Source organism: Paractinoplanes ferrugineus (assembly GCF_016862195.1).
Lineage (GTDB): Bacteria > Actinomycetota > Actinomycetes > Mycobacteriales > Micromonosporaceae > Actinoplanes > Actinoplanes ferrugineus.
In genome coordinates this window covers 1-13,267 of the sequence record NZ_BOMM01000017.1, presented here as the reverse complement: position 1 = coordinate 13,267, position 13,267 = coordinate 1, and the positions used below count along the sequence as shown (strand labels likewise).

At 69.8% G+C, this 13,267-nt stretch carries 9 protein-coding genes; 2 read left to right on the top strand and 7 right to left on the bottom strand.

Annotated elements, in window-relative coordinates; genetic code table 11:
* Nucleotide 1: 1 nt before the first annotated feature.
* Entirely contained in the window at nt 2-1,000 is a 999-nt protein-coding gene (locus Afe05nite_RS12740) for an ATP-grasp domain-containing protein (RefSeq protein ID WP_203817260.1), read from the bottom strand.
* A 560-nt stretch (nt 1,001-1,560) separates the two neighbouring features.
* Nucleotides 1,561-4,059, bottom strand: coding sequence for an endo-1,4-beta-xylanase (locus tag Afe05nite_RS12735; RefSeq protein ID WP_203817259.1), 2,499 nt, complete (start codon nt 4,057-4,059; stop codon nt 1,561-1,563).
* Between the two features lie 437 nt (nt 4,060-4,496).
* On the opposite strand from Afe05nite_RS12735, the gene Afe05nite_RS12730 reads away from it, so the two are divergent.
* Complete coding sequence (locus Afe05nite_RS12730) at nt 4,497-5,645, top strand: ATP-binding protein (protein WP_239117771.1); 1,149 nt, start codon at nt 4,497-4,499, stop codon at nt 5,643-5,645.
* A 205-nt stretch (nt 5,646-5,850) separates the two neighbouring features.
* The gene (locus Afe05nite_RS44920) at nt 5,851-6,216 is read left to right on the top strand and encodes a helix-turn-helix domain-containing protein (protein WP_203817292.1); all 366 of its coding nucleotides are present in this window, start codon (nt 5,851-5,853) and stop codon (nt 6,214-6,216) included.
* Here the strand turns inward: Afe05nite_RS44920 and Afe05nite_RS12720 are convergent.
* From Afe05nite_RS12720 to Afe05nite_RS12700, 5 genes are all read right to left on the bottom strand, one after another.
* Nucleotides 6,138-6,518 carry a nuclear transport factor 2 family protein gene (locus Afe05nite_RS12720; protein ID WP_203817258.1) on the bottom strand — a complete coding sequence of 127 codons (381 nt, stop codon included), beginning with the start codon at nt 6,516-6,518 and terminating at the stop codon, nt 6,138-6,140. The two genes, Afe05nite_RS44920 and Afe05nite_RS12720, sit on opposite strands and share 79 nt — an antisense overlap.
* Nucleotides 6,515-7,849: an MFS transporter gene (locus Afe05nite_RS12715; protein WP_203817257.1), complete on the bottom strand. Its 1,335-nt coding sequence runs from the start codon at nt 7,847-7,849 to the stop codon at nt 6,515-6,517. Before Afe05nite_RS12715 ends, Afe05nite_RS12720 begins: the two co-directional genes overlap by 4 nt.
* The gene (locus tag Afe05nite_RS12710; protein WP_203817256.1) at nt 7,849-9,102 is read right to left on the bottom strand and encodes an aminotransferase class I/II-fold pyridoxal phosphate-dependent enzyme; all 1,254 of its coding nucleotides are present in this window, start codon (nt 9,100-9,102) and stop codon (nt 7,849-7,851) included. Before Afe05nite_RS12710 ends, Afe05nite_RS12715 begins: the two co-directional genes overlap by 1 nt.
* A gap of 31 nt (nt 9,103-9,133) precedes the next feature.
* A complete protein-coding gene (locus tag Afe05nite_RS12705) occupies nt 9,134-12,190 on the bottom strand; it encodes a putative bifunctional diguanylate cyclase/phosphodiesterase (protein ID WP_203817255.1) in 3,057 nt (1,018 codons plus the stop codon).
* A 128-nt stretch (nt 12,191-12,318) separates the two neighbouring features.
* The coding region (locus Afe05nite_RS12700; RefSeq protein WP_369077023.1) for an SCO7613 C-terminal domain-containing membrane protein at nt 12,319-13,267 on the bottom strand (949 nt) is incomplete at its 5' end.

The following is a 13,267-nucleotide window of genomic DNA, read 5'->3' as shown; positions in this document are numbered from 1 at the left end:
ACTAAACTGCGCGTGACAACTGCTTCATTCGATCGACGATCACCTTCTCGTCCTCGCCGGCCACCACGAAACGGGCGGCCGCGTCTACCGAATTCCTCGCCGCACCGGCCCGGCCCGGCATCTCCTGATGCAGCACCCAATCCGGCGAATCAGCCGGGAAGGACAACTCCGGCCCGCCGTTCTGGATGATCCAGCCGACCTGCGGTCCTTTCCTGGACAGTTCCGGAACGCTCGGCGTGATACCCGCCGAGATCAGGCAGGACATCTGCGAGATGTCCACTCCGAAACTGAATCTGATGGAGTCCTTCACCAGGGCGCCGCCGATGCGGGCGGCGACCTCACCGGCGTGCAGGCGCCCTTGCGGGTCGGCCAGGAACTCGATGTGCAGAGCCGTCGCCCCGCACCCGCCGGGCAGCGCCGCGACGAACTCGCGGGCCGCGGCGTCCAGAGCACGGAACGTGCCGTCGCCTTCGTCGAGCATCACCGAACCGAGGTTCTCGGTGCGAAAGCGATGCGGCGGCACCGTGTACCGCGACGGCGAGACCAGCACCGGCGCCCCATCGGCCCCGACGATCACGTCGACGTGGAACACCGCGCCCTCGATGTACTTCTCCACCATCAGGGTGCCTGACGAGAGGGCGAGCACCAGTGCGGGGTCCGACCGCAACGCGTCGAGAAGCTCCGGCCCGGACCGCAGGACGTGGACGCCGACCGAGCCGACACCGTCTCGCGGCTTGACGACGATCGCGCCGAACTCCCGCCGGGCCGCGAGGACGTCGCCGACGCACCGCACCGCCCGGTACGGCACGACCGGCAACCCGCAGCCGGCCAGCAGTTCCTTCATCCGGACCTTGTCGCGGAACATCACCGCGACGTCCGAGGTCATCCCGTGCACACCGAAGAGGCTGCGCGCCTCGGCGGCCCGCAGGACATCACGTTCCGAATTGATGATGATGCGATCGGGCGGCGCCTCGGAGCACAGCTCGAAAAGTCGGGCCAATGCGTCCGGGGATTCGTATTCCGTTACTCTTTCGACTCGGACACCGGCTGGTGCCGGCCGGCCGTTGTCGCCGGATTCACCGGTCAGCACCGTCACCCGAGAATTCGGCGAAGCCTCCCGTAGCCAATCCACATAACGTCCCGTCGACCCGGGACGCTGCATTACCAAGAAATGCAACCTATGCTCCACCCCGTGTTGAACCAAGAGCATGAGGCGCCGCGTCGCGCCGATGACGGAGTGCGGAAGACGTCGCGTCCCCGGTCTCCTGTCAGATTTCTCCGAGATTCAGGAGAAACCTTTTGTTCACCAATTGCTTACCTGGACGCAGCATAATCTTCACCTTCCGTTGTGGACGACCAGAGATCCCGGATAGTGGGAGAGAGTCACGTCACTCAATGATCTGACCTGCGATAAGGCGATGCTTTGCAGTGGTGCGCAACGGCGCGTCATCGAGGCGCCGGACAATAGGACGAGAAGCAGGCACCGCCCGACGAGTCGAGGGTGCCTGCTTCGCCCGCTGCACGCCGGCCGATCAGCGCCGGCCGATCAGCGCCGGCCGATCAGCGCCGGTAGGTTCCGAGATCGCCGAGATCGATCCGGTAGCCCTTCTTGATCTTCTCGTACTCACCGGCGAAGTAGTCGTCCAGATACGAGTGACCGAGAATGAACCTGTTCGGCTTCACGGCACCGTAGTAGCCGGAATCGGCGTTTTCCTGCCCGTCGAACAGGACGTAACTTCCCTGCCATCCCGAGCCGGACACGCCCCAGCTGATGACGTGATCGACGTACGGGGCGAACTTGGTGAACAGCTTGTACATCAGCGCGTACTGGTAGCCGAGGGCGTCCGACTGCCGGACGTTGAGCGTGGCCGGAGCGACCGCGCCGCCGCCCGGCGCACTGGTCGGCAGCTTGAGGTCGAACTCCGAGTAGGAGATGCCGGACAGGAGCTTCTGGTCGACGAGAGTGGCGTACAGAGCCATGGCGTACTGGTTGTCGCTGGCCAGGGTCTTGCCCAGGGAGTCGTGTCCCTGGATGCCGATGTCCTCGATGAGCGGCCGTCCGTCGTACAGCGGGTCGGAACGCCACGAGGTGTTCAGCGCGCGAACCATGTTGTAGACGGTCCGGGCCTTGCTGCGGGTGGCGATGCCGTAGTCGTTGTAGGTCAGCTTCGGCGGTCTGGCGACGACGTACGCGTCGATGCTGCCGTTCGTGTCGTTCCCGTCGCTCTTCATGTACTCCGGCAGGTCGGCGAAGTTGGCCTTGTAGGCCGCCGCCATCCGCTTGTTCGGGGCGGCGATGTGCGCGTACTTGAAGAGCAGGTAGACGTAGTGCTCCTTGAGGTCGCCACCGATCCGGTCGTCCGACATCGCCGCGAGCCAGTTGGTGTGCTTGAGGCTCGCTCGCCAGCTGTTCGGGTCCTGCGGGATGAGTTCGCTGTGGCGGCTCTCGTGGACCTCCTCGTTGAGGACGTCCCACGAGTTGAAGGGGATCACCCCGCGGGCCGCGCTCGAGCCGTACTTCTCGTCCGTCGACAGGAAATGCCGCATGACGTACGTCGTGTGGTCGAACTGCACTCGCCTGGCCGTTTCCTTGTCCACCGGGACCCGGGTGGTGACCCCGTTGCCCAGCCCGTAGAAATCGGTGGTGCCGTTGTACCCGGCGGGCAGGGTCGCCGGAACGATTTGCCGCATCCAGGCCGGGGCTTGGTTGTACCAGGCCAGGACGTGACCGTGGGACTTGAACTCGCCGGGCGTCCCGGAGTCCCTGATCGCCTGGTAGGCGCTGGTCGGGAAGCTGAACTCGGCCAGGCCCGGCGTGGTGCTCGCGCCGCCCAGCGCCTCGCCGGTGGTGCTCTTCAACCAGCTCGGCCCGCGGGGGTGGGTGCCCTCGGCCTTGAGGTTGTTGCCGTCGACGAAGATCTCGTAGTGCCGGGCCCGGGTTCCGGTCACCGGCCCGGTTCCGATCGAGCCGACCATGAACCGGTCATTCTTCCGGTTGTAGACGCTCTTCAGCGGCGCCACGGCACTCTGGTTCTCGGCGTTGACCACATCGGGAAGCGCCACGCCGTTCGGATCGGGCGCGGTGATCTTGAAGTTGGCGGCGAGGAGCGTCCCGGTCTCCGCCGGCCGGCCGGTCTCGCCGTGCAGTTCGAGGGTGAAGTTCGAGGACATCCCCACCGAGGCGTTGACGCTGTGGTGGGCCTTGAACCAGGTCTCCCCCTGGTAGCTGCCGACCCAGTCGGGGTTGAGGTTGTTGTACTCGTAATCGCGGAGGTAGCTGTCGAGGTCGGAGCTGATGTTCCGCATCCGCCACCGCATGTACTTGCCCTGCGCGCTCTTCGGGTAGTACACATCGAACTCGATGGTGGCGCCTTCGGGGACGTTCACCGCCGGGGACAGCGGAGACTGGACGGTGATACCACCGAACGTACTCGTCCCGTTGTGAACGTAATTGATCTTCAGTACGTCGGCCTGGCCCGCGGAATCCGCGAAGGGGTAGGGGATCTTCTCGAACGTGCCGCCGGCGAAGTCGGCCGGGACGCGGCTGTCGAGCGGCTTCGCCGTGGTCCAGGTGCCGGTGGGGGCGGCGATCTGCAGCGGGAGTTTGCCCGGCCCCGGGTCGAGGCGGAAGTACGGGTTCGATCCGTCCGCCTTGATCTTGCCGGCGAACTCCGCCATCGCTTTCTCGAGCCGCGCCTTGGCCTCGGCCGCGTGGGCGGCGCGCGCCCGGCGGGCGAACCGCAGCGCGCTGTCGAGATCCTTGGTCTCATCCGCGTACACCCAGGGGAGTCCTTTGTCCACGTCGGACCCGTCGCCGGTCCGCGAGATCTGGAGCGGGAACTGCGCGCTGCCGGCCCGCAGAGCCTCGGCTTGCGCGACGAGCTCCCGCAGTTCAGCGAGAATTCCGCGATCATGGAGGCTTCCCGGCGCTGCTGCCTCGACATTGCCGGAAGGGCTCATCCCGGCCGCGACGGCCGGGACCGGAACGGCGAGTACCGGGAGCAGGACCAGGGCGGCGAGGCCGCGAAAGGCGCCGATCGGCGATCTGTCACTCTTCATTGCTCGGTGTCTGCTCCTTCTCGGGCGGCAACCTGCCGACGGCGCTCGTCTTAGCTCGAGGCCGCATCAGTGGCCGAACACGTCACCCTTCCCCGAGCGGCGGGTCCGGCCGGTCGCTGCCGGCCATGCCGGTCAGCGATCGCCGGCTGAACCAGCCACGTGGCGGTGATCCCGAAACTTCCGGCTGAGGCTCGATACTTACCGAAACCTAGGAGGCCGAGGTGAAGACTGTCAAGGTTATCGATGGATGTTCCACTTGCCGGGCCGTCCGCGGTGAACGCTGAGCCCGGACCCGGCACAACGCCTCGGCTGATAGATTCTTAAGTAAGACGGAAGCGGTCGGCCAATTCCTGACTGCCCTGCGCGACTCGTCGTTGCTCAGCCCGGCCGGCCGGGATCTGTTGCCGTCGCAGCCGCCGTCGGGTGGCTGGGGCGACATGCTGCGGATCCTCGCCGGTGTCTTGCCGGACACCCCGAGCATCGTCGTGCTCGACGAACTGCCGTGGATCTCCGAGCAGGATGAGACATTCGACGGACATCTGCAGGTGGCCTGGGACCGGCTTCTTTCCCGCAAGCCCGTGCTCCTGCTGCTTCTCGGCAGCGACCTGCACATGATGCAGCGGTTCACCGAGTACGACCGGCCGTTCCACGGCCGGGCCACCAACATGGTCCTCGGGCCCTTCCACCTCGCCGAGACCGCCGCGGTGACCGGCTTGACCGGCGCGGATGCCATCGATGCTCATCTGATCACGGGCGGCTTGCCGGGCATCTGCCTCGAGTGGTCGCCGGGGGCCCGTCCCCTCGACTTTCTGCGTGCGGAGATCGCCAACAAGACATCGGCGCTGTTCACCGTTCCCGAGCAGTCCGTCGCGTCGGAGTTCCCAGCCCCGGACACCGCCCGGCGTGTTCTGGAGGCGGTGGGCGGGGCGGGTGGCCGCACCTTCAGCAACATCGCCGCGGCGGCCGGTGACCGCGGCGGTCCGGTCAGTTCAGGCACGCTGTCGCCACTGCTGCACCGGCTTGTCGACGAGAAGCGGATCCTCGCCGTCGACAAACCGCTCTCGACCAAACCCAGCAAGCTGACCCAGTACCGGATCGCTGACAGTGACTTACGTCTCTACCTGGCGATACTCCGCGATGTGCAGCAGTTGGCTCTGCGCGACCGGACGGTGGCCGCCCGCGCCACGCTGGACGCCCGCTGGTCCTCGTGGCGAGGTACCGCGGTCGAGCCGCTCATCCGCGACGCGCTCGCCATCGCCGCCGGCTCCGGGCAGCTGCCGTGGACCGACACCTGGGAGGTGGGCGGTTGGTGGAACCGGCAGGCCAACCCGGAGATCGATCTGGTCGGAGCGGACCGGGCCCCGATCGCCTCCCGCATCGCGTTCGCGGGCTCCGTCAAATGGCAGGCCGGCCCGTTCGACCGGCACCATCTCGACGAACTGCGCCGGCAGGCTCCGATGATTGCGGGCTTCGAGCCGGGCCGCAGCGGCCTGGTCGTCGTCAGTCGCTCCGGAGTCGACATCCCCGCCGGTTCGGCTGATCTGATCTGGGGCCCGGATGACATCGTCCGAGCCTGGTCCGCGTGACATCGGCCGCTCCTGCCGCGCCTGCCCCTCATAGAGGCGTTGCGCTCATCGAGAAGGACTCACCATGACCGACCTCACGGCTCTGCTGGCTTCGAACGCGTACCGAAACGGGAGATCGACCGGGCGCGCCGGGCATCGGCGCGGTGTATCGACGAGGCGCACGATGCCGGAGACGAGGAGGCTGGGTCATGAGTGAAAGTAGCGGCTGGGCCGCGATGCGAGAGCGGGGGACGCCGCGCGCCTGGCGTTCGAGCTCGGGCGGTCCGTTCGAGAGCTTCGGGAGCGCCGCGGTTGGAGCCAGACGCAGCTGGCGAAAGCCTCGGGAATGACGCAGTCGGCGGTGGCCCGGTTCGAGGCCAGCGGCACGGTGCCTACCTTGCCGGTACCGGAACGGCTGGCGACGGCGTTGGACGTGCGACTCGGAGTGGGTTTCGAGCCGCGCGGCGAGGCTGCTCGAGCGGCCGTCCAGGTCCGGGTCGAGATGAGGGCGGTCTACGTGGGTTCGCTGCCCTGGCAGTGGCGCCACCGCCAGCGGCCGTCGAGCAGCTCCACCAGGCCGGAGACGCGGTAGGGGAACGGCTCGGTGCCGCCGGTGTCGGGGCGGACCTCGCCGTCGGCTTCGGCGTGGACGTACGCGTGGGGGCCGTGCCGGTGCACGAGCGTGGTGGTGGCTGTCCACGCGTACGCCTCAGGTCGTCGGAAGACCTCGCCCAGCAGCGCCGTCACGGCGTCGCGGGTCGTGGCCGTCTCGGTTTTCTCCGACCCGGCGTAGCCGATGTCGTCGCCGTTCGCGAAGCAGGCCATCGCCGCGCCCAGGTCTCGCGCGGCGAAGGCGGCGCTGAGCTCGCGGACCGCGTCCGAGGGGTCGGTCATGCCGGGACCATCTCCTGTTCGCGGGACTCCGCGTGGGTGCGCAAGCGCGGGGTTCCGGTGGAGTGGCGGGCCTCGTAGGCGGCCTGCCGTTCGGGGTTGCGCATGCCGGGCAGGAACAGGAAGCCGAAGGTCACCGCGGCGCCGAGCAGGCCGGCGCCCAGCAGGGTGTCCCGCACGCCGATCCACTGGGCGACCGGGGCGGCCAGGGCGTAGGACAGGGGGAGCAGCGCCGTCGAGACGAACCAGTCGACGCTGGACACCCGGCCCAGCATGGCGGTCGGGACGAAGTGCTGTTTGGTGGTGGCCCACGCGATGGTGCCGGCCGCTTCCAGGCCGTTGACCACGACGCAGGCCACGGCCAGCTGCCAGGTCCGGGTGCCGAGGCCGTAGCCCGCGACGGCCAGGGTGGCGATCGCCCAGGTGCCGTAGATGTAGGTCATGAACCGGCGGGGGATGCCGATCCAGCCGACGATCAGGGCGGCCGCGATCGCGCCCAGTCCGCCCGAGGTGAGCACCAGGCTGAGCGCGGTGGCGCTGCCGCCCAGCTCCGTCTTGATCACGTAGGGCAGCAGCACCTCGGTGGGTCCGACGAACAGCAGGTAGGTGAAGGTGGCCGAGAGGAACGTGCCCCACAGCCACACGTGCTTGCGGACGTAGCCGATCCCCTCGCGCATGTCCTGCCAGATCGACACCCCCGGCGAGTCCGAGATCTCCGGCGAGGGGGCCGGAGCGGGCGCGACCCGGCGCATCGCCAGCAGGCAGAGCACCGAGAACAGGAACGTGGCCGCGTCGAAGGCGAACGTCCAGCCGACGCCGGCCACCGCGATCACCGCGCCGGCCAGCATCGGGCCGAAGATCTGCAGACCTGCCGGGCGGACGAACTGATCGAGGGCGTTCGCCTCGACCAGGTCCTCCGCCGGCACGATCCGCGGCACCAGCGCGTCGAACGAGGGGCCGAAGAACCCCGCCGCGGCGCCGTAGACCATGACCAGGCCCAGCAGCATCCACAGCGAGGTCAGCGTGCCGGTCAGCGACAGCACCGCGACCCCGGCCATGACCAGGCCGCGGAGCAGGTCCGAGACCAGCATGACCTGGCGTGGGTCGAAGCGGTCGCTGATCACCCCGCCCACCAGCAGCATCGCCACCTGCGGCAGGGACAGGGCCACCCCCACGGCGGACATGGCGGCCGGCACCCCGAACAGGTCGTAGACCTGCCAGGCGAGCGCGACCAGCAGCATGCCGTCGCCGATGAGGGAGGCACTCATGCCGGTCCACAGCAGCCGGAACTGCCGATGGCGCAGCGGTGCCAGAGGGCCGGCGAACAGAGCCATCAACGTACGGTGCGCAGCTTGCCGGCCGAAGCCAGTTCCGTGATGACGGCGTTGAGCTCGTCGAGCTCGTCGTCGCCGTTGGCCGCGGTGACCTGGGCGCGGAAGCCGACCTGGTCGCGGGGGACCAGCGGGTAGGCGGCGAGGGTGACGTAGATGCCCCGCTCCCAGAGCAGCTTGCCGACCTCGTCGATGTCCTCGCCCTGGGCCAGCGGCAGCTCGATGACCGGGGTGCTGCCCGTGTTCGGGGTGTAGACGCCCAGGCCGCGCACGTGGTCGAGGACCTTCATGGTCTTGCGGTACAGGTCGGTGCGGATGTCGTCGCCGCGCTTGTCGTTGACGTCGAAGCCGGCCAGGACGGTGGCGAGCGACGCGGTCGGGGCCGGCCCGGAGTACAGGTACGGCGGGGCGGAGACCTTCAGGTGGTTCTTCAGCCAGGTCGGCAGGGCCAGGAAGGCCAGCAGCGACGAGTACGCCTTGGAGAAGCCCCCGACGAGCACGATGTTGTCGTAGGTCTCGCCGCAGTACTTGACGATCGAGTTGCCCTTCAGGCCGTACGGCGAGGTCTCGTGCGCCGCCCGCTCGCCGATGACGCCGAAGCCGTGCGCGTCGTCGACGTAGAGCAGCGCGCCGTTCTCGCGGCAGGCCGCGGCGAAGGCCACCAGGTCGGGCGCGTTGCCGGTCATGCTGTTCACGCCGTCCATCGCCACGATCTTGGGCACCCCGGCCGGGACCGCGCGGAGCAGCTGGCGCAGGTGCTCGACGTCGTTGGACCGGAACCGCTGCACGGTGGCGCCGAGGCCCCGGGCGTACATGCTGCCGTCGTAGATGGTCTTGTGGGCCTGCGAGTCGAGGAAGATGTAGCCGTTGCCGGCCAGGATCGGCAGCACCGACATGTGGATGTGCGTGATGGTCGGCAGGACCAGGGTGTCCGGCGCGTCGAGCAGCGCGGTCAGGCGCTCCTCGATCTGCGGGTAGAGCGCCGGGTTGCCGAGCAGGCGCGACCAGCTCGGGTGGGTGCCCCAGCGGCGTACCTCGGGCTCGATCGCCGCCATGATCTCCGGCTCCAGGTCGAAGCCGAGGTAGTTGCAGGACGCGAAGTCGGCCAGCCAGTGGTCGCCGACGCGGATGCGGCGGCCCTTGATCTCCTCGATGGTGGCGTCGTACATCGGGTTGCCGCTACGCAGCCGCTCCAGGTCCGCCCAGCGACCTTCGCGCTGCACGAACTCGAGACCGGTGAGGGGAGCGAGGGACATGTGGATCCTTCCGAACAAAAGGGGTGTGGAACTAGCGGTGTGCGGGAGAAGCGACCAGCCACTGCCCGATCTCGTCGACCGTCGCCGGCCGGGAGAAGAGGTAGCCCTGGCCGTAGGGGCAGCCCATGTCGACGAGCGCCTGGCGGTGCCCGTCCAGCTCGATGCCCTCGGCGACCACGTCCAGGTCGAGGGTCCGGGCGAGGCTGACGATCGTCTCGACGAGGGCCATCTGCTGGCTCGAGTGCAGGATGTCGTCGATGAACGATTTGTCGATCTTGAGTACGTCGACCGGCATCTGACTGAGGTAGCTCAGCGACGAGTAGCCGGTGCCGAAGTCGTCGATCGCGATCCGTACGCCCATCGCGCGCAGCTCCCGCAGATCGCGCCAGACCTGCTCGGCGTCGTGCAGCACCAGGCTCTCGGTGATCTCCAGCAGCAGCCACTCGGGTTGCGCGCCGGTCTCCTGGAGCACGTCGCGCACCTGGTCGACGAACCCGGGGGTGCGGAACTGGCGGGCGGAGACGTTGACGCTGACGTAGCGCAGCCGGCCGCCGATCGGCGACCGACGCCAGCCGACCAGGGTCAGCAGGGCCTCCCGCAGCACCCAGCCGCCGATCGCCACGACCGAGCCGTTCTCCTCCGAGAGCTCGATGAACTCGTTCGGTCCGAGCAGCCCCTTGGCCGGGTGCTGCCAGCGCACCAGCGCCTCGAGGCCGATCACGCCGCCGTTGCTCAGGTCGACGATCGGCTGGAAACGCAGCCGCATCTGGTCACCCGGGACCGCCTCGACGAGCGCCGAGCGCATCTCGAGCCGGCTCACCATCGCCTCGTGCATGGCGTCCTCGTAACGGCGCCACGTGCTCTTGCCCTCGGTCTTGGCCACGTACATCGCCACGTCGGCGCGGCGCAGCAGCTCGCTGATGCCGGCCGCGTCCGCGCTGGTCGCGACGCCGACGCTGCTCGACCCGCTGACCAGGTGCAGGCCGCCGCCGCCGTCGCTGACCTCGATCAGCTCGCCGAGCGCCGCGACGATGGCCGCGGCGATCGCGTCGGCGTCCTCGGGCGCACCGAGGTGCTCCATCAGCACGGCGAACTCGTCGCCGCCGGTGCGGGCGGCCGTGTTCATCGGGCCGGCCACCTCGGCGATCCGTGTGCCGACCGCGACCAGCAGCTGGTCGCCGGCGGCGTGCCCGAGGGTGTCGTTGACCTCTTTGAAGTCGTCGAGGTCGACGAACAGGACGGCGACCGAGCCGCGCGCCTTGCCGGCCACCGCGGCGGCCTGCTCGAGCCGGTTCTGGAACAGCGCCCGGTTGGCGAGCCCGGTGAGGGTGTCGTGGAAGGCCTGGTGGGCCAGGTCGGTCTCGAGCCGGCGGCGCTCGGTGACGTCGCGGATGGTGATGACCAGACCGTTGACGGCCTTGTCCTGGCGCAGGTCCCGGCAGGTGCACTCGACCTGCAGCAGCAGGTCGTCGCCGGAGATCGCGGTCAGGTCGACGCCGTCGCGCGGGCCCCGGCCGGTGAGCACCTGGGAGAGCAGGTCCCGCAGCTCGGCGTGGTCGGTGGCGGCGAACAGCCGGAACAGCGACGTGCCGACCAGGTCCGTACGCCCGAACACCGGCAGCGCCGACGGGCTGGCGTAGCGGATGTTCTCGTCGTCGCCGACGATCAGGATGACGTCGGACGCGCTCTGGATCAGCGCCCGGAAGTAGTCCTCGCCGGCCCGCCGGTTGATCTCGGTGTTCAGCGCGATCCGCTCGATCGCCATCGTGCCCTGCGCCATCAGCGCCTCGAACGACGGCTGCACCTCGACGAGCAGTTCCTCGTCGGCCGCCAGGTAGGCGAGCCGGCGCAGCTTGGGGCCGTCGTCGCCGGCCGGTGCGGTGACGACCTCGCCGTACAGCGCCCACTCGAATCCGCCCAGCTCGGCGGCGACGTGCCGGGGCAGGTCACCGGTGTGCACCCGGCCGGTGATCAGCATGCCGCTGAGGTCAGCGGGGGCGGCCTCGACCTGGTGCGAGAACATCGCGAACGGCTCGCCGGCGGGCATGATCGCGGTGATGGCCTTGCCGACCGCCCGGCTCGCCTCCGCCTCGTCGCTGGCCGCCACCAGGTCGGCCGCCGACATGCGCAGCGTCCGTTCCCGGCCGGCGTTCTCCCGCTGCGTCTGCAGCAGGCCGGAGACCCGCGCCACGACGAGCAGGAACATCGTGGCGGAGGCGGTCGCGATCATCAGGGCGTCGTCGACGCCGCCGCTCAGGTCCTCGACCAGCAGCACCGCCGGGGCGATCAGGGCGGCCACCGACATGACGGCGATCCGCCGGCCGCCGGCCATCACGACCGCCGCCGGGGAGCGCAGCGCGGTCATCTCCCGCATCGACGGGTGCAGCGCGGCCAGCGCCGTCGCCGCGTAGAAGAGGATCCAGCCGGAGTCGACCGGGCCGCCGACGTGCCAGGTGCCGTCGAGCTGGCGCAGGCCGTACACCACGTCGGTGACCAGCAGGCTGAAGCCGCCGGCGGACAGGGTGCTCAGCGCGACCGGCTTGCGGCCGCCCGCGGTGATCAGGCGCAGCAGCATCGCCAGCGCCAGCACGTCGCCGAGCGGGTAGCCGGTGGAGGTCAGCTTGTCCAGGACGCTCAGGTCGGTGTTACGCACGTACGGCGAGATCAGGAAGACCCAGGAGAGCAGCCCCAGCCCGGCCGTCGGCACCAGCGCGTCGAGCAGCGCCGCCCGGTTGTCGGCACCCGCCCGGACCCGGATGAAGATCAGCAGCGCGCCCGCCAGCATCGGGTAGACCAGCAGGTAGAACACGTCGGCCAGGGACGGGAACGGGTTGGCCTGCCCGAGGTAGTCGGTGAGCACGTTGTAGGTGGTGTCGCCGGCCGTGAAGCTGACCAGCACCGCCGACAGCAGGTACCACGGGAGCCGTTTCGCGGGCCGGTGCACCCGGACGCCGACCAGCACCGCCGCGGCGGCCGAGAGACCGATCGCGGCCCACGAGTACATGCTGAACTCGGGGAAGCCGTAGAACAGCGCCGTCAAGGCGATGATCCAGGCGCCGAAGCACGTCTGCATCCGTGCGGGCGACATCCGTGCTCCGATCTGCCGGGAGTCCTACGTTCAGGTCCACCGGATCGGCATCGCACCGCTGCGGTTGAGGGTTGGGGCCGCTTCCGCACCGGGGAAGCAACCGAACCGGGGAGCGCCGGCTCCCCCGTTCAGCCCATCCGGGCCAGCGCCCCCCGGAACCGGGCCAGGTCGCGCCGCCGTCGCTCGAGCGTCGTGGCGCTCACCACCAGCAGCACCCCACCGGCGGCGAGCGGAATCCACCGCGGCACCAGGTCCCACACCAGCAGCAACTCGTGCCCCGCCAGCACCGCGAGCACCGCACCCCCGGCCAGCACCGGAGCGCGGAGCCGGGCCCGCGCGCCCACCAGCAGCACCGCGAGCGCCCCGAGCCCCAGCAGCAGCCGTCGCAGGTGCTGCCCGTCGCCGGTCAGGATCGACACCAGGCTCGGCGTCAGCGCCGTCGACAGCGCCGGCCCGAACGAGGCCCAGCTGGGCGCCGGCGCACGCCGGGCAAGAAGGGCGGCGGCGAGGGCCAGAAGACCAGCGGGCAACGTGTACGCCTCGAGCACCGCACCCGCCGGAGCCGCCAGGGCCACGCCCCACCCCGTGACCACCGAGACGACCGTGCCGCCCCCCCGGACGCCGCCCGCCCGCCCGGCCGTGGCGGTCACGGCCGAGGCGACCAGGAGCGCCCCGAGTGCGACGAGCGTCCCGGTCCGGTCGGTCAGCAGCCCGCCGGCCAGCGCCACCCCGAGCACGACGACGGCGGCGGCAGCCATCGCGATCCGCGGTTCACGCCCGACCCGATCCCGCGCGACCTGGTCCTGGGTCTGCGGTCGGCGGCGGGCGGCGGTGGTGGCGGTGGCGGAAGCGGCCAGCAGCAGGGCAAGGATCGCGTACGGGACGGTGTTCTGAGCCGCGATCACCGCCCAGAGCGGCAGCGGCGCCGTCACCAGCAGGATCGCGGCGAGGGCGGACGCCCGCCGGCCACTCGGCGACTCGGCGGCACCGGCCGCCCGGGACAAGCCGGCCGCCCGGGACAAGCCGGCCGCCCGGGACAAGCCGGCCGCCCGGGACAAGCCGGCCGCCCGGGACAAG